13 protein-coding genes are annotated in these 20,071 nt (G+C 48.8%); 5 read left to right on the forward strand and 8 right to left on the reverse strand.

Features of this window, described 5'->3' with window-relative positions; translation table 11 throughout:
* Positions 1 to 17: 17 nt before the first annotated feature.
* Complete coding sequence (locus IEY24_RS15990; protein ID WP_188933822.1) at positions 18 to 1,052, forward strand: Gfo/Idh/MocA family oxidoreductase; 1,035 nt, start codon at positions 18 to 20, stop codon at positions 1,050 to 1,052.
* A 71-nt stretch (positions 1,053 to 1,123) separates the two neighbouring features.
* Here the strand turns inward: IEY24_RS15990 and IEY24_RS15995 are convergent, their stop codons facing one another.
* Positions 1,124 to 1,489: a T9SS type A sorting domain-containing protein gene (locus IEY24_RS15995; RefSeq protein ID WP_188933824.1), complete on the reverse strand. Its 366-nt coding sequence runs from the start codon at positions 1,487 to 1,489 to the stop codon at positions 1,124 to 1,126.
* A 484-nt stretch (positions 1,490 to 1,973) separates the two neighbouring features.
* Between IEY24_RS15995 and IEY24_RS16000 the strand changes: the two genes are divergently transcribed.
* From IEY24_RS16000 to IEY24_RS16015, 4 genes are all read left to right on the forward strand, one after another.
* Entirely contained in the window at positions 1,974 to 2,522 is a 549-nt protein-coding gene (locus tag IEY24_RS16000) for an RNA polymerase sigma factor (RefSeq protein ID WP_188933826.1), read from the forward strand.
* An 11-nt stretch (positions 2,523 to 2,533) separates the two neighbouring features.
* Positions 2,534 to 2,914 (forward strand): hypothetical protein, encoded by a 381-nt coding sequence (locus tag IEY24_RS16005; protein ID WP_188933828.1) that lies wholly within the window; start codon positions 2,534 to 2,536, stop codon positions 2,912 to 2,914.
* Positions 2,915 to 3,044: 130 nt separating this feature from the next.
* Positions 3,045 to 3,305 carry a hypothetical protein gene (locus IEY24_RS16010; protein ID WP_188933830.1) on the forward strand — a complete coding sequence of 87 codons (261 nt, stop codon included), beginning with the start codon at positions 3,045 to 3,047 and terminating at the stop codon, positions 3,303 to 3,305.
* Between the two features lie 33 nt (positions 3,306 to 3,338).
* Positions 3,339 to 3,743 carry an Hsp20/alpha crystallin family protein gene (locus IEY24_RS16015; RefSeq protein WP_188933832.1) on the forward strand — a complete coding sequence of 135 codons (405 nt, stop codon included), beginning with the start codon at positions 3,339 to 3,341 and terminating at the stop codon, positions 3,741 to 3,743.
* A gap of 100 nt (positions 3,744 to 3,843) precedes the next feature.
* Here the strand turns inward: IEY24_RS16015 and IEY24_RS16020 are convergent, their stop codons facing one another.
* The 7 genes from IEY24_RS16020 to IEY24_RS16050 form a co-directional block, all read right to left on the reverse strand.
* Positions 3,844 to 5,622: a RagB/SusD family nutrient uptake outer membrane protein gene (locus IEY24_RS16020; RefSeq protein WP_188933834.1), complete on the reverse strand. Its 1,779-nt coding sequence runs from the start codon at positions 5,620 to 5,622 to the stop codon at positions 3,844 to 3,846.
* Positions 5,623 to 5,659: 37 nt separating this feature from the next.
* Positions 5,660 to 8,848, reverse strand: a complete 3,189-nt coding sequence (locus IEY24_RS16025; RefSeq protein ID WP_188933836.1) for a SusC/RagA family TonB-linked outer membrane protein — start codon at positions 8,846 to 8,848, stop codon at positions 5,660 to 5,662.
* A 489-nt stretch (positions 8,849 to 9,337) separates the two neighbouring features.
* Positions 9,338 to 12,889: a VCBS repeat-containing protein gene (locus tag IEY24_RS16030; protein WP_188933838.1), complete on the reverse strand. Its 3,552-nt coding sequence runs from the start codon at positions 12,887 to 12,889 to the stop codon at positions 9,338 to 9,340.
* Positions 12,890 to 12,993: 104 nt separating this feature from the next.
* On the reverse strand, positions 12,994 to 14,733 hold the full coding sequence (locus IEY24_RS16035) for a RagB/SusD family nutrient uptake outer membrane protein (RefSeq protein WP_188933840.1): 1,740 nt from the start codon (positions 14,731 to 14,733) through the stop codon (positions 12,994 to 12,996).
* A gap of 51 nt (positions 14,734 to 14,784) precedes the next feature.
* Entirely contained in the window at positions 14,785 to 18,018 is a 3,234-nt protein-coding gene (locus tag IEY24_RS16040; RefSeq protein WP_188933842.1) for a SusC/RagA family TonB-linked outer membrane protein, read from the reverse strand.
* 347 nt (positions 18,019 to 18,365) lie between these two features.
* Complete coding sequence (locus tag IEY24_RS16045) at positions 18,366 to 19,508, reverse strand: carboxypeptidase-like regulatory domain-containing protein (RefSeq protein WP_188933844.1); 1,143 nt, start codon at positions 19,506 to 19,508, stop codon at positions 18,366 to 18,368.
* Between the two features lie 66 nt (positions 19,509 to 19,574).
* Positions 19,575 to 20,051: a hypothetical protein gene (locus IEY24_RS16050; RefSeq protein WP_188933846.1), complete on the reverse strand. Its 477-nt coding sequence runs from the start codon at positions 20,049 to 20,051 to the stop codon at positions 19,575 to 19,577.
* Positions 20,052 to 20,071: the final 20 nt, after the last annotated feature.

Genomic DNA, 20,071 nt, shown 5'->3' on the forward strand with positions numbered 1-20,071 from the left:
TTTTTCAATCTAAAACTATGCCTTCAAAAATTCTCAATGTTGGTTTAATCGGTTTCGGTTTGTCGGGGCGGTATTTTCATTCGCCATTCCTGAGTACTAACCCGAATTTCAAGATCAAGACCGTGGTCGAAAGGTCCAAAAACGAGGCGCAGGAGTTTGACCCGACGATCGGCAATGCGCGGTCCGTGGAAGAATTGCTCAGCGACGAGGAAATCGACCTGGTTTTTATATGCACGCCCAACGATACGCATTTCGAGTACGCGATGGACGCGCTTGAAAACGGCAAGCACGTAGTGATCGAGAAACCTTTCTCCGCTACTGCCGACGAAGCCCGTCAGCTGGTGAAACTGGCAAAAGAAAAAGGCCTGGTACTGACAGCATATCAAAACCGCCGCTGGGACTCCGACTTCCTTACTATTCAGAAATTGCTTGAAGAAGGAAAGTTGGGCGATATTATCGAATACGAATGCCGGTATGACCGCTATCGTGAGGCGGTGGCCGGTTCATGGAAAGAACGCGCAGTGCCGGTGGGCGGCAATGTTTATAACCTCGGCCCGCATTTGATCGACCAGGCATTGGTATTGTTCGGCGAGCCGGAAACCGTGACCGCGGATATCCGTATCGTCCGCCCGAACAGCGAAATCGACGATTATTTCGACATTCGCCTAGGTTATGCCGATAAATCGGTAATCGTGAAATCGAGCCTGATGGTGTATGAAAACCACCTGCGCTATGTCCTGCACGGAACAAAAGGCTCGTTCATCAAAGGAGGCCTCGACCCACAGGAAGAGACTTTGCGCAAGAATGTCCTGCCAAGCGAAAAGCCTTGGGGCGTGGAGCCGGAAGACCGCTGGGGTAAGCTGTACAGCGAAGCGTACACGGGCATTGTAGCGAGTGAAGCGGGCGATTATATGCCGTTCTACCAGAATGTTTACGACGCCATTGTTCACGGCGCCGAGCTGGCGGTGAAGCCCGAGGAGGTGTTGCGCACCTGCCGTGTCATCGACCTGGCATTCCAGAGCAGCAACGAAAAGAAAGTGTTGGCTTACTAAAAGCCGCCATAAATAGCAAAAGGCAGTCCGGAATATCCTGACTGCCTTTTTTCATGCCCTAAGGGCTTGTATTATTTGATAACTGCTGTTACCTGACGTTTTGTTTCAGTCGAGATCGCGAATGGCTTTGTAGAGATTTCGCTGCCATTGTTGATGATGAAGCTGTAATTTCCGTCAGCCAGGTTCGACAGGTCGAAGATCTTAGTGTAGTTTTCAGACTTAGGGATCGAAGTGCTGTAAACGATTGTTCCTGTGTAGTCTTTGATAACGAGTGAAGATCTTTCTTTTACGTTTTCAAGGGACAATTTGAATTTCAATTCTGCACCGGAAACAAGCTCGATAGATGCGTTGTTTTCTTTTACTTTATCAGCAGCGATTGAAAGATTTGCAGTTGATACTCCCACCAAAACTGCGATTGCCAAGATAGTTTTTTTCATTTTATTCTTAATGTTTAAAGTCTGATTCAATGTTACCAATTTGTACTTTTCAGGCTTTTACCTGATCAAGCTCTCGAAGCATTCTCTCTTTTTAGATTTTTGCTCTTTGGACATTACAAAGGTACCCAACATTGTGATTAAAAGTCAATAAGGGCAATTTCGAATAGTGAAAGTTCTTTTTAGTGCAGTATATAAATATTGAAATAATTATATGTTTCTACAAAAAGTACAGCAAGTCGTTTGAAATTTGACAGTATTGTTAGAAAAGTACAAATGACCATTTGTTGTACTTTTTAAATATTTTTGAATAGTATACTGGGTTAATGGATTTTACGACGAAGGCACGATTACCCACAAAGCCTTTGATTTCCTGCTCCTTCGCGGTCCACTACTGCGGTGCTTTTGTGACAGAAAAATCTTGTTACCCGTTAAAGTATTTCCGAAAGTCAGCCGTCTGCTAACCTGTAATAGTTTAAAAGTCCGTTTGTCGCAGAAAAAGCCAAATATCATCCAAACCGTCGCATCCTATGGCAAGCAGTTGCTGGGGTTCATCCGGCAACGCGTCAATACCGACGAGGATGCAGAAGATATTTTGCAGGACGTATGGTACCAGCTGAGCACAGTTCCGGAGATAGAGGCGATCGAACAGATGAGCAGCTGGTTGTACCGCGTGGCACGCAACCGGATCATCGACAAATACCGCAAACAGAAGCCGGAATCGCTCGAAGATTTCAGCTACGAAGATGAGGATGGTGAATTTCATTTCAAGGACATTCTCCTCGCCGACGACAATACACCTGAAACCGCTTATTTGAAGGATCTTTTCTGGGAGCAGTTGAATATTGCCCTGGACGAGCTCCCGGAGAACCAGCGGCAGGTGTTTATCTGGAACGAACTCGAAGACCAGACTTTCCAGGAGATCGCCGATCGCACCGGGGAGAATATCAAAACCTTAATTTCCCGCAAGCGCTACGCTGTCCGTCATCTTCGTGAACGGCTCGAAAGCGTGTACCGGGAGTTTGTAAATTATTAAATTTGTCGACCATGATGAACCCGCAAAACAGAGGTAGAAGATTTCGGCTTGCGCTGCCGGTTTTTGTCCTGATCGCAGCATTCGCATTCGGAGCAGTTGTGCAATGGCTCTGGAATGCCATTTTGCCCGCTGCTGCCAACTTTAATCCTATCAGCTACTGGCAGGGAGTAGGCCTGTTCATTTTATGCAAAGTACTCTTCGGAGGTTTCAGAGGGCCGGATCATCACCGGCATCATAACAAATGGGAGCGATTCAACCGACGTTTCGGTCGCGGGCACCGCGAAGAGATGCTCGCCTGGAAAAACAAATGGATGCATATGACCGACGAGGAACGCAGCAAGTTTCGGCAGGAAATGCGGAACCGGTGGAGGAAGCCACCTGAGCATATGTAATGTATAACAAACCCGGCCCCGGCAGCCGGGTTTTATTTTTGACACATTTAAAGTAATTTCTTTAATCAGACGTCTGCAATGATGTAGGCGCAAATGGCGCACAATTATTCATCAAAAACCAGACAAGATCATGTTCATCGTCATTCTAAAATCCATAGGGGCCGCGGTTCTGGCAGGTTTGTTCCTGTTTGCACTCCCATTCCTGATATTCAAGGCTATATTTTTCTTCCTCTTCCTTGGGCTGATTTTCAGGCTCATTGCCGGAAGAAGGCGCTACCGTAGATGGCGGCATTACCATTCGGGCTTTTACGGTTATCCTAATGCCGATTTCGGCGGACATCAGCGCGAATACCTGGCCGACCCGATAGACCCAATGCCTCAAAAAGTTTAAAACAATTCATTCATCAATAAACAATCAAAAACTATGTGTGATAACAGATTCGGACGTCGTGGTTTTGGAATGCGCCACGAGCATTATGGCAGACATTTCGGGCCGCAACGAGAATTCCGGGTGCCGGTCAACATTGTCAAGCACGATGAGAGCTACGAAATGCTCATTTTCGCGCCCGACCGCAATAAGGAAGATTTCAAAATCAATGTGCAAGGGTTGGAGCTCACAATTTCCTATGAAGTGAAAGACAACCTCAATGAGAAGCGCAACTGGATACGGCAGGAATTCAGCAAAAGCTCGTTCCATCGGACATTCATGATAGACAATACCGTCGATACCGAAAACATCAGCGCTCAATATAACAATGGCATCCTCCAACTGATGCTGCCGATCGTACCGGGCTCGGAGAAGCCTGCGCAGGAAATCAACGTAAATTAGGGTTATCCCAAAAACTTCATCAACTAAGAAAGCCCCCGCATTTTCGCAGGGGCTTTTCTGATTACAAACGCTTAACAAATACTGGTTCTAACTAACCAAATCATTTATACGCAGGGTCTTGTGTGAGCGTAGCTGCTCCGGCTTTGTACGACCGGTCGATCGCTTCCTGTGGAATCGGGAAAAACTCGTTCTTACCTTTTGTAAACACTGCACCCTTTTTGTAAACTCTTTTATTGGCTTCGACAGCCACATAGGCATTCAATACCTCTGCCGCAATTCCCCAGCGTTGCAGGTCGAAGAAACGGTGGCCTTCCATCGCAAATTCTAGGCGGCTTTCGAAACGAACGGCTTTGCGTGCAGTAGCTGCATCTGTCCATGCCTGGTCATAAGTTTTAATCACATAGTTTGCCGCCGGCTCATTCATGACGGTATAGTCATCCCTCGATTTAGAGCCCTGAACGGCTTTTTTCACAAAACCCGCAGGATTAGCAGCACGTGTACGGATTTGGTTCACAAGCTTCCTTGCATTTTCCAGGTTACCCAATTCCACGTCGCATTCGGCAAGCCAGAGCAGTATCATACCGTATCGCATAATGCGGTAATTATTGCTGGAAAGGTTACCCCAGCCATTGATACCAAAGCCCGCTTTCTCGGAAATGTGCTTTTTAGGAGAATAGGGCCCTGCGTAAGTCTGGTCGCGGATGAAGTCGCTGCCGTGGATCTTGAAATCCTTGAAAAGAATGCCGCGACGGCCAACGGTCTGATCCAGACGCGGATCGAGCGTTCCTGTGTAAGGTTCGAAAGGATCGCTGTATTTCAAACCCTGGTCATTTTTCACATCGCTGTCATTGAAATTATCCAGCATCGGCAAACCGGTAGCAGTCGTTTTAAATGCATTCACGAGGTTTTGTGAAGGCTGGTAAAATCCGCAGCAGCCCCACGGGTCGATGTACGGGTGCGCCAAACCTACACCCGCGTCAGCCGCGTCACCCGACGCGCTCGAAACGGCATACTGGATCTCGAAAATCGATTCGGCATTATTGCGGGTCGCGATCAGGAAGTTATCCTCAAACTTGGGAGCCAGCGAAAACTTGCCCGAAGCAATGATCTGTTCCAGAATTGGTTTCGCTTTTTGCAAAACAGCCACATTGGCCGCACCGGTAGAAATATTCCAACCCTGGTACATGTAAGCCTTGGCCAGAAAAGCCAGCGCTGCCCATTTGGTAGGCCGTCCTACCTGCGATTGTGCTTCGGGAAGTCCCTCCGACGCCGCTTTAAAATCAGCTTCGATCATCGGCCATATGTCCTTGTCGTTCGGAATTTTGGTACTTTCCAAATCATCGAGTTTGTAAATGGTCTCGTCGATATAAGGGACTGTTTTCCACATTTTCTTGGCTTCGAAGTGAAACAATCCGCGCAGGAAGCGTGCTTCGGCAATAATCTGCTTTCTGCGCGCGTCGGCAACTTCCGGCACTTCCGCCAGGGTGTTGATCACGTCGTTGGTACGGGCAATGCCTTTATACAATCCGCGCCATTTGTTTTTGATGTGGTTGTTGGTAGGCTGAAAGTCCCATTTCTCGATGAACGATTCTTCGGGCTGGTCACCGGCGTCGGTACCTTTATAGGAATCATCAGAGGCAATCCCGCCGAAAACCCAGCTCTGGATGTCGTTGTTCCACGGATCCTGACCGTCGAGGCCCTGCCCGTCGATCATCGCGTAGGCGCCTACAAGCAAGCCTTCGACACCGGAAGGTGTTTTGAGGGCCGTAGGGCTATATTGTCCTTGCGGATCGCGGCTCAGGAATGAGTCTTTACAAGCCGAGACAATCCCGATTGCCAGACCCACCGATAGCATGTATTTTACAAGTCTTGAATTCATATATATCGAATTTTTAAGATCAGAGAAAAACCGGTTGTCAGAATGATACGTTAAGGCCGAGCAGGAATGTCCGGGACACCGGCATATAACCCCCGTCAAAGCCGAGCGTACGGTCCTCGCCAGTCTGGATTTCGGGGTTCAAACCAGTGTATTTGCTGACTGTGAACATATTCTGTCCCTGTATGTAGATCTGCGCATTGCTGAAACCGATCTTGGCGGCAATCGGCTTGGGCAAAGAGTAAGTAAGCTGCACGTTTTTCAAACGGAAGTAGGTGCCTTTTTCGACAAAATAGCTGGAAGGGCGGCTACTGATCTGGTCATCCGCATCCATAATGGGCACGGTACCTTCTTTGTGAGTCGGCTGCCATGCATCATACAACGCACGTTTGGCGCGGTTACCCTGGAAGGTGTTGAAGTCGGTAAAATAACGGAGGTAGCTGAATATTTCGTTACCCACCACGCCATTACCAAAAACAGTCAGATCGAAGGCTTTATAGCCGATATTCACGTTCAAGCCATAAACAAAATCGGGGTGCGGGTTACCGATAACGGTCCGGTCGTCGTCAGTAATTTTGCCGTCGTTATTAATGTCCGCGATTTTGAATTTACCTGCCTTATTATAGGAACCATATGGCGCCCAGGCTTTGGCTTCCTCGTCGGACTGGAAGATCCCCAATACTTTATAACCATAGTAAGACGAGATCGGCAGTCCTGCTTGCGTAAGCGTCACCGCAGGTACGCGAGATCCTGCACCGAAGTATTTGGTATTCTCGCTTTCGTCGAGCTTATCTACGGTGTTACGGTACATCGAGTAGTTGAACGACGCTCCATAGCGCAACTCGCCTTTCATTGCGGTGTTACGATACGAAATACCAAGGTCGATACCCTTGTTCGTCATCTGGCCTACGTTGAAAGAAGGGGCATTCGCGTCACCCGCCGTAAATGTGATCGGCGTCGAGAAAAGCATATCGGTGGTTTTGCGGTTCCAGAAATCGAGTTCGAGGGTCAATGCGTCGTTCAGGAATGTCGCATCGAGACCGATGTTATTGGAAGTCGTAGTTTCCCATTTCGCATTGGGGTTACCAAACGAAGAGGCGTCATAACCGATCGTTGGCTGGCTTCCCGAACCATCGATAGGATAACCTGCATGGAAAATGTCCGCCCGGTAAGTGGTGTAGGCATTGTAGTCCCCGATTTTCTGGTTACCTGTTTTACCCCAGCCGTAACGAAGTTTCATGTCGTTGATAAAACTCACCGATTTCATGAAGTTTTCGTCCGACAAACGCCAGCCCAAACTAAATGCAGGGAATACGGCATTTCTGGAAGCCTGCTGGAAACGGGAGGAGGCATCGTTACGCAAAATAAACTGGAACAGGTACTTATCCGCAAAAGCGTAGTTAACTTTTCCAAATTGCGAATAAAGGCTGTAATCCCGGTTCACGCCACCGTAGTTGGTCGCTTTGGTAGCGTCTCCAAGATTCAGGTAGTTGATAATGGAAGGTATTTCAAATGCATAACCTGAGCGGGAAGCACCAAACTCTTCGGCAAATTCCCGGATGGCTTCAACCCCAATGTACGCATCCACTTTATGATTTGTACCAAAATTGCGAGAGTAGCTCAAAGTGTTCGTCCAAACCCATTGATAGGAATAATAATCGGTGGCAGTGGAGCCGTTGTTGAAGCTACCTTCCACATATTCGGGGTTGGCGCGACCGATGTAGCGGCCCCGCTGGCTTACCCCATCGATACCAAGGCTCGTCTTAACGGTTAGGTTTGGAATAATGTCGAACTCCCCGTATACGTTACCGAATGCGCGCAAGCGATAAGTGCGGTTATCTTTTTCACGAAACAGCGTCGCGTAAGGATTGGAGTTATTTCCGAGGTTCAACCCGCGGGAACCGGCAAAATTTCCTTTGATATCATAAATAGGAAGCAACGGGTGGTGCTTGTAAGCACCCGATACCGCATTTTGTTCCTGGTTATTACCAAACCCCCCTTTTCTGTTATCAAAAGACACCGCAAGGTTCTCCCCTACGCGGAACCGTTTGTTAGGGGTAGAGAATTCGGTGTTCGCCCGAACGGTGTAACGGTCGTAACCGATGAATTTCACGACCCCGTCCTGGCTGAAATACCCAACGGACAGTGCATATCGGCTGTTCTCAGTACCGCCACTCGCCGATAGCTGGTAATTTTGAATGGGTGCTGAGGAAGTAAGTTCTTTCCACCAGTTGGTGTCGGCTGCTTTGGTAATGGCATAGATATTTCCCGGCACGAGCGAGTATTTCGCAGGGTCGACGTCCGGTGTTCCCTCTTTTCCTTTGCTTGGGAATACGTAATCAGGCAATGTAATCTCTCCATTGGGCCCGTAGGTGTACTGGCCGTGTGAAGGGGTTTTACCTGCATATTTATCTGCCAGATAGAGGTATTCACCCAGTTCCCTGGCATTTAATGCTTCTACGTCCTTATATGCTTTCTGCGTTCCGTAATAAGCATTGAAGGAAATCACCGGCTTACCGATCTTTCCTCTTTTGGTAGTGATGATCACAACCCCGTTTGCCGCCCGCGAACCGTAAATGGAGGCCGACGAAGCGTCTTTCAGGATTTGGATTGTTTCGATGTCATTCGGGTTAAGGTTACCCTGGTTTTCAGTCGGCACGCCGTCGATGATAAACAGCGGGTCATTGTTACCAATCGTACCGAAACCCCGTATACGTACAGTTGCGTTTCCACCCGGCGTAGCATCGTTTACAATATTCAAACCCGACGCACGGCCTTGCAATTGCTGTGCGAAAGTGGTTGCCGGAACAGATTGAAGATCTTTCGCATTTACGGTAGTTACCGAGCCGGTAATATCACGCCGCGACTGCGAACCGTAACCGGTCACAATCACTTCTTCGAGCGCGCTGACGTCGCTTGTCATTGACACGTCTATAACCGTTCGATTGCCAATCGCCACATCCTTGGCACTGTAACCGATAAATGAAAATACCAGAACCTGGGCGCTGGAAGGCACTTTAATGGAATATTTGCCGTCCGCGTCCGTAGTGACGCCAATGGTCGTCGAACCTTTTAGTGTGACCGAAGCTCCCGGCAAGCTCGAACCGGATTGTTCATCCATGACCTTTCCGGTGATGGTGATATCCTGAGAAAAAGCTGTGAGGGAGATGAGGAAGAGAAGCATGCAAAAAACCGGCCGGCTTCCCAGGCGAAGGTAGTTTTGTTTCATCGTATTTAGTTAGGTTAATATAGATTCTACCCAAAAATATTCAATTGAAATCATTAAATAATCTAATATAAGTAAAATATATTCAATCTAATATAGAATTGTATTATTTTATCATACAACCCAGACAGGAATTGATCTTTTCTAAGAAATAGCGCTCTTTTGAAATGAATTTTAATCTAATTTTAATCTCCATTAAATTAAGTGTCAACCCTACAAATAACACAAAATCAATACTTTAAAGTAAATGATCAGTTACAAAACGTGTTACTTGCTAATGCTAGAAAAAGATAAAATATCTATATTGAGGTGGTAGAGGCAATGCGACGCTATATCCAATTTAATTTATATAATTAAATTAAATATCTCAATTTTCAGGCGAGATAAAAAGCACCACAAATTGGAAAATTTATATTTCAACAAAAAGGCCGCTGTGACCTCGAATCCGGGCAAATGCCCGTCGGTCACAGCGGCCTGCTTTTGTTAATAAGGTCATTTCAACTCTCTTTTGTTTCCTTTGGAGTCAATGGCGGTGATCGCCGAAACATAATCGGGCAACAACAGTGCGTGGCTCGATTGCGACAGGAACGACGAGCCGTAACCGGGTTCGTCCCGCCTTGATTTTCCATTCTTCAAATGCAGCACTACGGATGTTTCGCCGGCTGCGAGCGCCACTTTCCGCATCGGACGGTTAGCTTTGTGGAAGCGCAACAGTTCGCGGTTCTGTGAGGTAACCGAAAGCCACTTGCCGTCGGATGAAGCAAGGCGCACCAAGCCTTTCATATTGCCGTTAGCCATATAGCCACTTTCGGAAATACTGAGCGGGCGAAAACCGCCTTTGCCGTCGCCTTTCAGCACAAGCCCATACATGGCGTCGTACCGCCCTACCGACACTTCTGAGCCGTAATCATTTCCCGACAGCATCAGGTCGAGATTGCCATCCTGATCAAAATCGTCCGCTATCATTCCAAAAAGCGGAGCAAACTGCGCCTGAACTGGCAACTCACGGATTGCAAACTTGCCCCCGCCCTGATTTTCGATATAACTGCTTTTCAACCAGGTGGCCGACAAATGCAATGCATCTTTCAACTCTTCCGGTTTCAGAATATCCGGTAAACCCGACTCGGCAAACTTCCCATATTCCTGGAACCGCTGCCGCACCTGGATCACCTGCTTGCCCATGTCGTCGCGCGTGTTGTAGGGAAACTCCTTGTAAGTATCATCCTGGGCCTTGTAAAAGACCGTCGGTATCGCATCGAAATAGCCGTCATTATTAAAATCCTTCGCATACACGCTCACAGGACGACTTTCAGAAGCTCTGCTGAGCGTATTTGTTCCAAGGTTCCCACCGATATAATCCATATCACCGTCGTTATCAAAATCCCCCGCGACGAGGCTTCCCCACCATCCTTTCTTCGCTTCCAGCCCGGTAGTAACCTTTTTGAATTTGCCTTTCTCATTTTTCAGGAATGTCAATGGCATCCATTCTCCCGCCAGCAAGAGGTCTGTCCAACCATCATTGTCGTAATCGGTCCAGAGCGCATCGCAAACCAGCCCGATTCCCGCCAGTTCGGGCGCCACAGATGTTGTGACATTTGAGAAACGTACTGTGCCGCCATTAGAATCGTTGCGCAATAGGTAGCTAGAAACCGGTTTAGGGTACTTACCAGATTCCACCCTGCCGCCAACAAACAGGTCCAGGTCGCCGTCGCGGTCGAAATCAACCGCTTTTACGCACGAGCCATTCACCAGAAATCCGGGCAGTGCAGCCATATCGTGTGTAAAGTGCCCTTTTCCATCATTGAGATACAATGCATTCTTCAACGCATCCGAGCCTTCCTTGATTTCGTAGCTGCCACTGACAATATATAGATCCAGGTCCTGGTCACGGTCTGCGTCGAAAAGCAGTACCCCCATATCCTCGGATGTTTTTTCAAATCCTTCCGGACCGGGCAGTAAATCCGCAACCGTAAATTTACCATCAGGCCGTTGCAGCAAAAACCGGCCTTTATGCAAATAGGCACCGCCTACAAATACGTCGTCCAACCCGTCGCCATTCACATCTCCTGCCGCAAGCGCCGGTCCGAACTGCGACATTTTGTGTGGTAACAGCTTTTGAATGTTAAAATCGATAATATCCATTTCCTCGTGGCGATAGGACACACTTAGATCGGCCGTAATATCGGTAAAAAGCTGCGTAACTGGCGCTCCGGCGGGCGTCGGAACCATCGCGGCATCCTTCTCGCTCACAACCAGCAACTGATTGGCGTTAATGTTTTTCAATACCTGGCTTTTTCCGCCCGGCCATGTGACTTTCACCTCTTTCAGGGCCTTCTCCGTCCCTAATCCGAAATGCAAAACCGGCTCCACCGTCGACAGATAGCCGCGATAAGGTGAGTTTTCTCCAATCTGCTTTCTCCCGTCTGCATAAGTAATTTCCGCAATAGCGCCGATTCCGGCATTGTTGTAACGATCCCCTTTAAACGCAATGCGCAAATAATTACTTTCCGTCGGCCTCAGCTGAATGCTATTATTGCGATAGACCATTGCCGAGTCGTTGATGTTATTAACGACATAATCAAGATCTCCGTCGTTGTCCAGGTCGGCATACGCAGCCCCACTCGAAAACCCCGGAGTTTCGATGCCCCAATCACTGGTCACGTCGTCGAAAGCGAGGTTGCCTTTATTCTTGAATGCAAAATTCCTGATCCGCACGCTTGGAATGTAATCCAGCATCATCATCGGTGCCATAATGCTCGATACCTCGTTGCGATAAGCGATGAAGTCGAGGTCGGTAATGTCCCTCGGAAAACCATTTGTAATAATAATATCACGAAGACCGTCATTATCGAAGTCGGTCACCATCGGCGTCCAGCTCCAATCCGTCTCGGCAACACCGCTAAGCAGTCCTATTTCGCTAAAAACGGGCGATTTGCTGTCTTTCGAAGCACTTCCCATGTTGAGTTGCAAAGTATTTCTGGCCACCTGGTACTGATAACCGAACAGGTCATTGTTCTGGTATGTCACGTAACTGTTGGCAGGCGTCATCATTTTCTTTCGGCGGTTTGTCGCCGGCATCATGTCCACGGCCAGCACGTCCACCAGGCCGTCATTATTGAGATCGGCCACGTCATTGCCCATCGCCGAATGCGAAGTGTGTTTGAAATAGGTGGCAGCCTGGTCTGTGAAAGTACCATTGCCGTTATTGATATAGAGAAGGTCGTTGGTGAGGTAATCGTTCGTGATATACACGTCCTTCCAGCCATCCTGATTTACATCCGTCACATTGATCCCCAGGCTGTACCCTTCAATCAGAATGCCCGCTTCTTTGGATACATTGGTAAAAACCGGGTGATTCGACTTCGCGTCCCAGTCGTTCCGGTACAGCCGGTCGGTGCGACGAGAGGAGCCGTCGACGATCTTTTTGTGGTATTTATTTGGAAAATTATTGTCATCCATTTCATTGACGATCAGGAACAAATCCAGGTCACCGTCATTGTCATAATCGAAAAACGCGGCATTCGTCGTGTGCGTTGTATCCGCGATGCCATACTCCTTCGCCATTTCCTTAAAAACCGGCACTTTGTCCTTGCCCAGCCCCTGGTTTACATACAGCAGGTTCTCGCGTTGCTGCGGCACCTCACGCACGGACGCGCACACGTAAATGTCCAGCAGTTTGTCATTGTTAATGTCCACCAGAGCTACGCCGGTCGACCATTTATTTTCAGGTGCGACACCAGCCTTTTTGGTCACATCCTCGAATTTAAAATCCCCCTTGTTTAAGTACAGCTTGTTCGGAACTGTGTTACCTGTGAAGTACACATCTGGCAGGCTATCGTTGTTGAAGTCGCCCAGTGCCACGCCTCCTCCATTGTAGACATATTCAAATGCCAGGATATTCATCGTATCGTTTTCAGCGATGCGATTGGAGAAGCGGATGCCTGTTTCACCGGCAGGTAATTCGGTAAACGTTTTGAGATCTTTTTTGCAGGATACAAGCAGGGCAGTTCCTACTAATAAAGGAAGTAAGTGCTTCACGAACATTTGCCAGGTGCAATAAGTTGACAGAATCAGGATATTTCGAAATTAAGAAAAGGAGATGGTAAATACATACCATCTCCCCGGGAAATTAGTCAGGTTTGAAATGCTTAGAAACCAGGGTTCTGTTTCAGGACATCCGCGCCCTGAAGGTCAATCTGGCCTTGCGGTATCGGTAATAATTCATATTTGGTTGCAAACTTGGCATTACCTAATGCCCCGGTCAGCTTTTTCGATTCATAAGTGAGATATGCATTGAGTTCCTTGTCGGCAACGCCCCAACGCACGAGGTCATAGAACCGGTGGCCTTCCAGGTTAAGTTCGAGCTTTCTTTCGAAACGAACCGCCGTTCGTGCAGCCTCTTTATCCGTCCATGCGGTTTTATAAGTACCAATCACGTATTGCGCCGCAGGAGCACCGCCTTTCTTCACAAAACCATCGGGATTTGCCGCGCGGGTGCGCACCATATTCACATACTCCCGGGCCTTTTCCAGGGTTCCGGCTTCCACTTCGGCCTCAGCAGCCATCAGGAGCACATCTGCAAAGCGGATCACCGTGTAGTTGATCGCCGTATAGCCTGGGGTCCAGGAGCTGTTATCCTGCAAAGAACCCACATCTGTTTTGTAATAAGCATACTTTTTGGGGCTATACGGACCGCCATTTGCCTGGTTACGGATCCAGTCGGCACCGGGGTGATCGATCCAGTCAAGGAATGGGATTCCGCGACGGCCTACCGAGTGATCGAGGCGTGGATCGAGGTTACCGGCGTCAGGGGTGAATTTATCCTTTGACAGCAAACCCATATCCGATACCACCGCATTCTTGTCCGAATTGTAAGACCCATCGAGCAATGGCAGGCCACTGGCATCTGTACGGTGGGAGTTCACCATTTCGAAGCTGGGTTGGAAGAACCCGCAGCAGTTACCCGGGCCGTTGGCACCTGTATTATAAGGCCAGTTAAGGTCAAATTCGGGGTTTGCATTGTTTACGCTACCTGTATTGGCTGCGGCTTGTACTGCGAATACAGATTCCGTGTTGTTGTCATTCGAAGCGCGGAACACGTCGGCGTATTTCGGCACAAGCGCATATTTTTTACCGTTGGTCGTCTGTCCGCTGGCGATGATCTGATCGAAAAGCGTTTTGGCCTCAGGAAATTTTTTCTGATAGAGATACGCCTTGGCCAGGTAGGACGCGGCTGCCCATTTATTGGCGCGGCCCACTGCATCCTGGCTTACAGGTAAGTTATCAAATGCAAATTTGAAGTCCGCCTCGATCTTCGGCCAAAGGTCCGCATCGTTTTTTACCTTTTCGATGCCCGAGCCGTAATCCACCGATTCATCCACATAAGGAGTGTTTCCAAATGTCTTTTTCAGCTCGAAATAGTAATGTCCGCGCAGAAAACGTGCCTCCGCGATGATCCGCGTCTTGGTCGCGTCCGTAACCTCGGCATCGGCCTTCGCGACAAGGCGAAGTACGGCATTGGCGCGTGACACACCTTCGTAATTGCCGGCCCATTTTTCAGAAATAACACCTTGCGTGCTCAGGTATTCGTAGCGCTGTATCGGGTTGATGTCGCTGTAATCACCGGGGTCGGTACCTTTGTTGGCATCACCTCCGCGGATACTTCCCCAAACCCAGTTGCTGGGACTTGCCATCCTACCCCCGGCACCCTTGCCGTTGATCTGCCCATAGACGGCGATCAGCGCACCTTCAAGCCCCTTTGTAGAAGTAAGAAGCCCCTCGCTCACCGCGCCCGTCGCCGGTTTTTCCAAAAAACTCTCTTTGCAGGAGAAGAACACCGTCATCAGAACGGTGATGATCGCCATACTATTAGTGAATATCTTTTTCATCGATTCAGAATATTAATGATTCATTCAATGTAGAAACAGCCTGATTAAAGATTAAAAACCGAGGTTTAGACCGAAAACCCAGCTTCTTGTTACAGGATAGTTACCTACATCAATCCCGAATTGCGTGTCGGCATTACCACCTACACCGGGGTCAAGTCCCTGATATTTGGAAATCGTGAAAATATTGTTGGCTGAGGCGTAGAGTCTCAGTTTTTGCATTTTCAGTTTGGCCAGCAATGTTTTGGGCAGGTTATAGCCCAGTGAAATGTTCTGCATTCTCACATAATTGCCGTTTTCCACATAGAAAGAGTTGGCTTGTGTGTTGGTACTGAAATTAGAAGCGCTTTCAAAAATGGGTATGGTAGCGCCTGTGTTCGATGGCGACCATGAATCTTTCACCCTTTCGCTGATGGCTGCGCCTGCAAACGAAGGATAGAAGTCAGTAAACCATTTCGAAGCGTTAAATATCTTGTTACCAACCGAGGTGTACATATAAGTTTCCAGCTCGAAGTTCAGGTAAGTCAGTTTCAGATTCAAACCGCCTGTGAATTTTGGAACCGGGCTACCCAGGTACGTACGGTCATCGGCATTGATGAGGTTGTCGCCATTGATATCCTCATAGCGGAAGCGGCCGATCCCTTTTCCATCCTGTGCCGGCGCGCGGTCCACTTCTTCCTGAGTCTGGAAGAGGCCAGTTACCTTATAGCCATAGAATGCCGAAAGCGAATAGCCGAGTTGGTTGCGGATAGGTTGCAAACCACGGTACCCCGGGTTGATGCCGGCCAGGTATTTGTCACCGCCAAGATCACCAATCTCGTTTTTGAGGATACCCCCCGTTACGTTCAGCTCGTAGCCCAGCTTGCTGCCGACTTTGCCTTTGGTGATGATCTGGAAGTCGATACCCTTGTTGGTAATCGTTCCCGCATTCACGTACGGAGGCGTTGCTCCTGAGCCCACAACGGCTGGGACACCTTTCTGGAACAGAAGGTCTTTGGAATCTTTCTGCCACAAATCGAGGATCACGTCCAACTTACCATTGAAAAATGTCGCATCGAAACCGATGTTTTTGGTAATGCTGGTTTCCCATTTGGCATCGGCATTCCCGAGCTTGCTGCGGTAATAACCTTCCGCAGCACTGGTATTGGAGCCGGTAATATCATAGGCCGATGTTCCGATACCTGCCGAGTAGAGGCTGTACTGGTTGTCGGGACGTACCGCGTTGGAGTTACCCATTGTACCGTAACCTCCGCGGATTTTCAAGTCGCTCAGGAAGGTAACGCCTTTCATGAAGTTTTCGGAAGTAACGCGCCATGCTACCGATACCGCCGGGAATACCCCATAACGGTTGGCCGCACCGAAGCGCGAAGAACCGTCGCGACGTAACACCCCGGATACAATGTACCGGTCATTAAATATGTAGTTCAAACGACCGAACAGAGAGTAGAACGTCACCCCATTGCTGAGCTGGCTGTTGGTTACTTTCGACGACACGTTCGACATGTTTACATAGTTGATGTCGTTCGAAAACGGGTTCAGACCGGATGCCTGCAAATCGCGGCTCACGCCCGTATTCAATGCTTCCTGGCCTACCAAAACATCCAGATTGTGCAAACCGAATGTCTTCCGGTATTGTGCCGTGTTGGTAAATGTCCAGGCGAAGCGGTATCCCGAACCTTCGCCATAACCTACCGCAGAGTTGTTTTCCGAGTTTTCGTACTGACGGCGTGAATAGTTCCAGTAGGTATAGTTGTTATACTGGCCTCCAAGGCTCGACCGCAAGGTCAGATTCTCGATCGGATCGAATTCCAGATAGACGTTACCGAAACCGTTGGCGTTGAATGCATTATTATTTTTCATGCCGTCACGGGTAGCTACCGGGTTTCTTGGGTTGTTGAAACCTTTTGCCGCTGTTCCCGCATAGCCGCCAAATTCGTCATAAACCGGAATGATGGAAGGCATACGGAATGCGCTCAGGATATCGTTTTCGTCGTTTGCTACACCCTGACCGTTGTTAGCTCCTCCGATACCCAGCACCTGGCGGTATGTACCCTGGATATTCTCTCCGAATCGCAGATTTTTGAGGATATTAAACTCGGTGTTAACCCGGAAAGAGTAACGTTTGAAGCTGTTGTTCAAAAGAATACCTTGCTGGTCCTGCAAGCCTAAGCCAACAAAATAACGGCCGTTTTCACCGCCCCCTGAAAAGCCCAGCGAGTGCCGGGTCACGGGCGCCGTTCTGGTGATCGCGTCGTACCAGTCGGTGCCGGCGCGATTGGCCCTTACCACCTGATAAACCGACCCTGCAGTAGGGTCAACGTTGTATTTTTTACGTTCTGCTGCCAGATCGACATTGCCGGTAACACCATAGGTACCACCCACCATGAGGTAGTCGGGGATCACGGGTTGTGCACCTGTGCCGAATTGTGGGTGTGTCCAGTTCTGATCGCCCGGTTTCCAGCCCGAATTCCGGAATGCATTCCAGGTCCAATCGGCAAAGTCCGTCGGGTTCATCATTTTCTGGCCATTACCCGGGGTTGTAAAACCGACCAGGCCATCATAAGTCACGCTCAGCTTTCTGTTGCGGGTACCTTTCTTGGTTGTATAAACGACCACACCCGCCGCGGCGCGCGCTCCATAGATAGATGCTGCGGCTGCATCCTTCAACACAGTGGTCTGGTCGATATCATCGGGGTTAAGAAAGTCGGTCGAACCCACAGGCACCCCGTCCACGATATACAACGGTTCGTTGGCTTCGAAAGAGCCGAAACCACGAACGCGAATCTGGCTGTTGGTACCGGGCTGGCCGTTGGTGATCACCGTCACACCCGCCACGCGTCCCTGCAACTGCTGTTCCACGTTTCCGGACGGAACCGCCGTCAGGTCTTTTGCTTTTACGAGCGCTACCGACCCGGAAGTTTCGCGGCGTTTGTCGGTCGTATAACCGGTCACAACTACTTCTTCCAGCGCCGCTACGTCGTCTTCCATTTTCACATCGATCACCGACTGGTTACCCACGATGATCTCCCTTGTTTTGTAGCCGACAAAGCTGATCACAAGCACATCTTTGTCTGATCTGACATTCACGGCAAAACGCCCGTCGGCGTCCGTGTTCGACCCGATCTGCGTACCCTTGATCAGAATGGTAGCTCCGGGGATTCCTGTGCCAGCGGGATCAGACACAACGCCAGTCACCCTTCGATCCTGTGCAATAGCTGAAAAAATGGTCAGAAACAGAAGGAGGAAAGTGAGCCAATCCCGCATGGGATTCTTGTAGATTATTTTCATATTCCTTAGCTAGGTTAATATTTATTAGGCATAGTAAATTTATCATTATTTTATCAAATAATTACATCTATAAAAGTATTGCTTTTATTTTTTGACAGAATAGTGCTAAAAATGGATAAAATAGTGTCACTAAATGTCTCCATTGGTTACTTAATATTTTTGCATCCTAAAAGCACCTTAATCGTTTAAGGAGTGAGTATTGTACGATATTACCCCATTTTCAGTTATAACAAGGTGACAAAGCCGCCAGCACCAGCCGTATTTCTTCCACGCTGCTATGGCTGCTCAGCGAGTGGCGGTATCTGCAAACATTTTACGGGAACTATATACGCAAAGTAATGCGGTGATCACTCGTCACGTTTCCAGTCGGCGGGCAGAAGGTTGGAGAAACGATCGTTGCCCAGGTCGCCGGCGATCTCGAAACCCATCGGCATTACTACCCATCCTTGCGGAGTGGTGACCATATAGCCTTGCGGAAGGGTGATCTGGGTATAAGCATAAGGCATATCGGCATAGGGCGACCTGCCATTTCTATTCATATTAAATACTTCCAGCTGTGTGCGCGACACCACCAGCCGCTCGGTAGGCAATTCACCCGGGCGTACCAACCGCATACCGCGCACAGGTTCTATCCGGTTGTGAACGTGGTTCGCAATAGTATTATATCCATTAACGCTCCTCACAGATTTGAAAATGCGGAGTGAATCGGGAATAACCTGAAATACCTTGAAACCCTGTTCCTGCAAGCTATCCGCCACCATGCTCGTCAGCAAATGTTTAAGTGAACCTTTATAAGCTTCTTTTTGATTGGCCCGCCACAACTTGCGTTGCGCATCATCCTTGGGTACAAGTAGTTCAAAGCGCGTGGCTCCGCCATAGTAAACTTTTCCATTGAAATAATCAAAGTCATCGAGGTCCTGGTGAATGCGGTAACCCAACGCGTAGTTCTCAATGACCAGCGGCTTGGTGGTCTGTGCGCCAAGATGCCCGTCGTCGTCTTCCGAAATCCGCAACGCCTCGGGGTTCAGCACTTTACACAGCTTGCTGAATTTACCTCTCCCCAACAGTTCCCGGATAATGATCTTCAAATGCTTCTCACGCTTCTTATTCTTTTTGGCTACAATAGTAACTCCTTTCAGCTCCTGCCCTTCCCGTAGCTTAAATACGACCGTCCTGGTGCCCGGCTGTTCAAAGCGGAGTGTTTGCTTCACAGTTTCATAGCCCAAAAACGACACCACGAGTTCCAGGTTACCGACCGCCAGATTCGGCAAACGGTAGTTCCCGTTTTCGTCGGAATTGGTCCCAATTGTTGAATTATTAATAAAAACATTAGCAAACGGGAGCGGTTTACCGGTTTTTTCGTCGGTAACCTTGCCAATAAGGGTAACGGTTGCCGCCTGCTGCGCGTACGTTCCTGTACGCGCGAGTACGGCCAGGATTAATATCAGTAAGCAACGGGTAAGGGATATGCAGTTCAAAACAGGGCGCATCAATATTCAAAGCTTTAAACCTCAAAGATAAATGAGGAGTTTGTAAACGTTGCATATCCCTTTCACTTACGGCTTCGTTTTGAGCGTGGCGCTCTTCCTGGACGAGGCTAATGCATTCTCCGCAATGACCTCCGCAAAAATCACCGAAGTAATGTTCTTCCCTTTCGGCGCCGTGATGGGCACTTTCATGACGTAATTCCGGAGTTCTGCATCATATTTCTGCGCTCCCGCAGGTACGGTCGCAAGAAGCGTCTGCGAGCCCGAGGCAGTCGGTGCCGAGTAAAATTTAAACTCCTTCACGGCAACTTCCGAGGTATATTCAATATTCACGTTCACCGTGCTGAGCGAATCCACCGTAGTCGTGGTCTGCAACACGCCAGCCGCATTATAAACCTTCGAGTCGCCCAGCCAGACTACGGCTATTTGGGCCACTTTCCCATTACTGACCAGCAGGTCTTCAAACAGATCCGGCTCTTCATAGCAGCTTGTGAGCAGCAACGTGGCAGTCAGGCTGGAAAGCATATATGTTAATATCAGTTTCATAATTTCTCAGTTTGATAGGT

The organism is Dyadobacter endophyticus (genome assembly GCF_014641595.1).
Taxonomy (GTDB): Bacteria; Bacteroidota; Bacteroidia; order Cytophagales; family Spirosomataceae; genus Dyadobacter; species Dyadobacter endophyticus.

Excerpts from the sequence above, each read along its gene's own strand:
- IEY24_RS15990 (WP_188933822.1), top strand. The coding sequence starts at position 18 with ATGCCTTCAAAAATTCTCAATGTTGGTTTAATCGGTTTCGGTTTGTCG.
- IEY24_RS15995 (WP_188933824.1), bottom strand. The coding sequence starts at position 1,489 with ATGAAAAAAACTATCTTGGCAATCGCAGTTTTGGTGGGAGTATCAACT.
- IEY24_RS16005 (WP_188933828.1), top strand. The coding sequence starts at position 2,534 with ATGATGAACCCGCAAAACAGAGGTAGAAGATTTCGGCTTGCGCTGCCG.
- IEY24_RS16010 (WP_188933830.1), top strand. The coding sequence starts at position 3,045 with ATGTTCATCGTCATTCTAAAATCCATAGGGGCCGCGGTTCTGGCAGGT.
- IEY24_RS16015 (WP_188933832.1), top strand. The coding sequence starts at position 3,339 with ATGTGTGATAACAGATTCGGACGTCGTGGTTTTGGAATGCGCCACGAG.
- IEY24_RS16020 (WP_188933834.1), bottom strand. The coding sequence starts at position 5,622 with ATGAATTCAAGACTTGTAAAATACATGCTATCGGTGGGTCTGGCAATC.
- IEY24_RS16025 (WP_188933836.1), bottom strand. The coding sequence starts at position 8,848 with ATGAAACAAAACTACCTTCGCCTGGGAAGCCGGCCGGTTTTTTGCATG.
- IEY24_RS16030 (WP_188933838.1), bottom strand. The coding sequence starts at position 12,889 with ATGTTCGTGAAGCACTTACTTCCTTTATTAGTAGGAACTGCCCTGCTT.
- IEY24_RS16035 (WP_188933840.1), bottom strand. The coding sequence starts at position 14,733 with ATGAAAAAGATATTCACTAATAGTATGGCGATCATCACCGTTCTGATG.
- IEY24_RS16040 (WP_188933842.1), bottom strand. The coding sequence starts at position 18,018 with ATGAAAATAATCTACAAGAATCCCATGCGGGATTGGCTCACTTTCCTC.
- IEY24_RS16045 (WP_188933844.1), bottom strand. The coding sequence starts at position 19,508 with ATGCGCCCTGTTTTGAACTGCATATCCCTTACCCGTTGCTTACTGATA.
- IEY24_RS16050 (WP_188933846.1), bottom strand. The coding sequence starts at position 20,051 with ATGAAACTGATATTAACATATATGCTTTCCAGCCTGACTGCCACGTTG.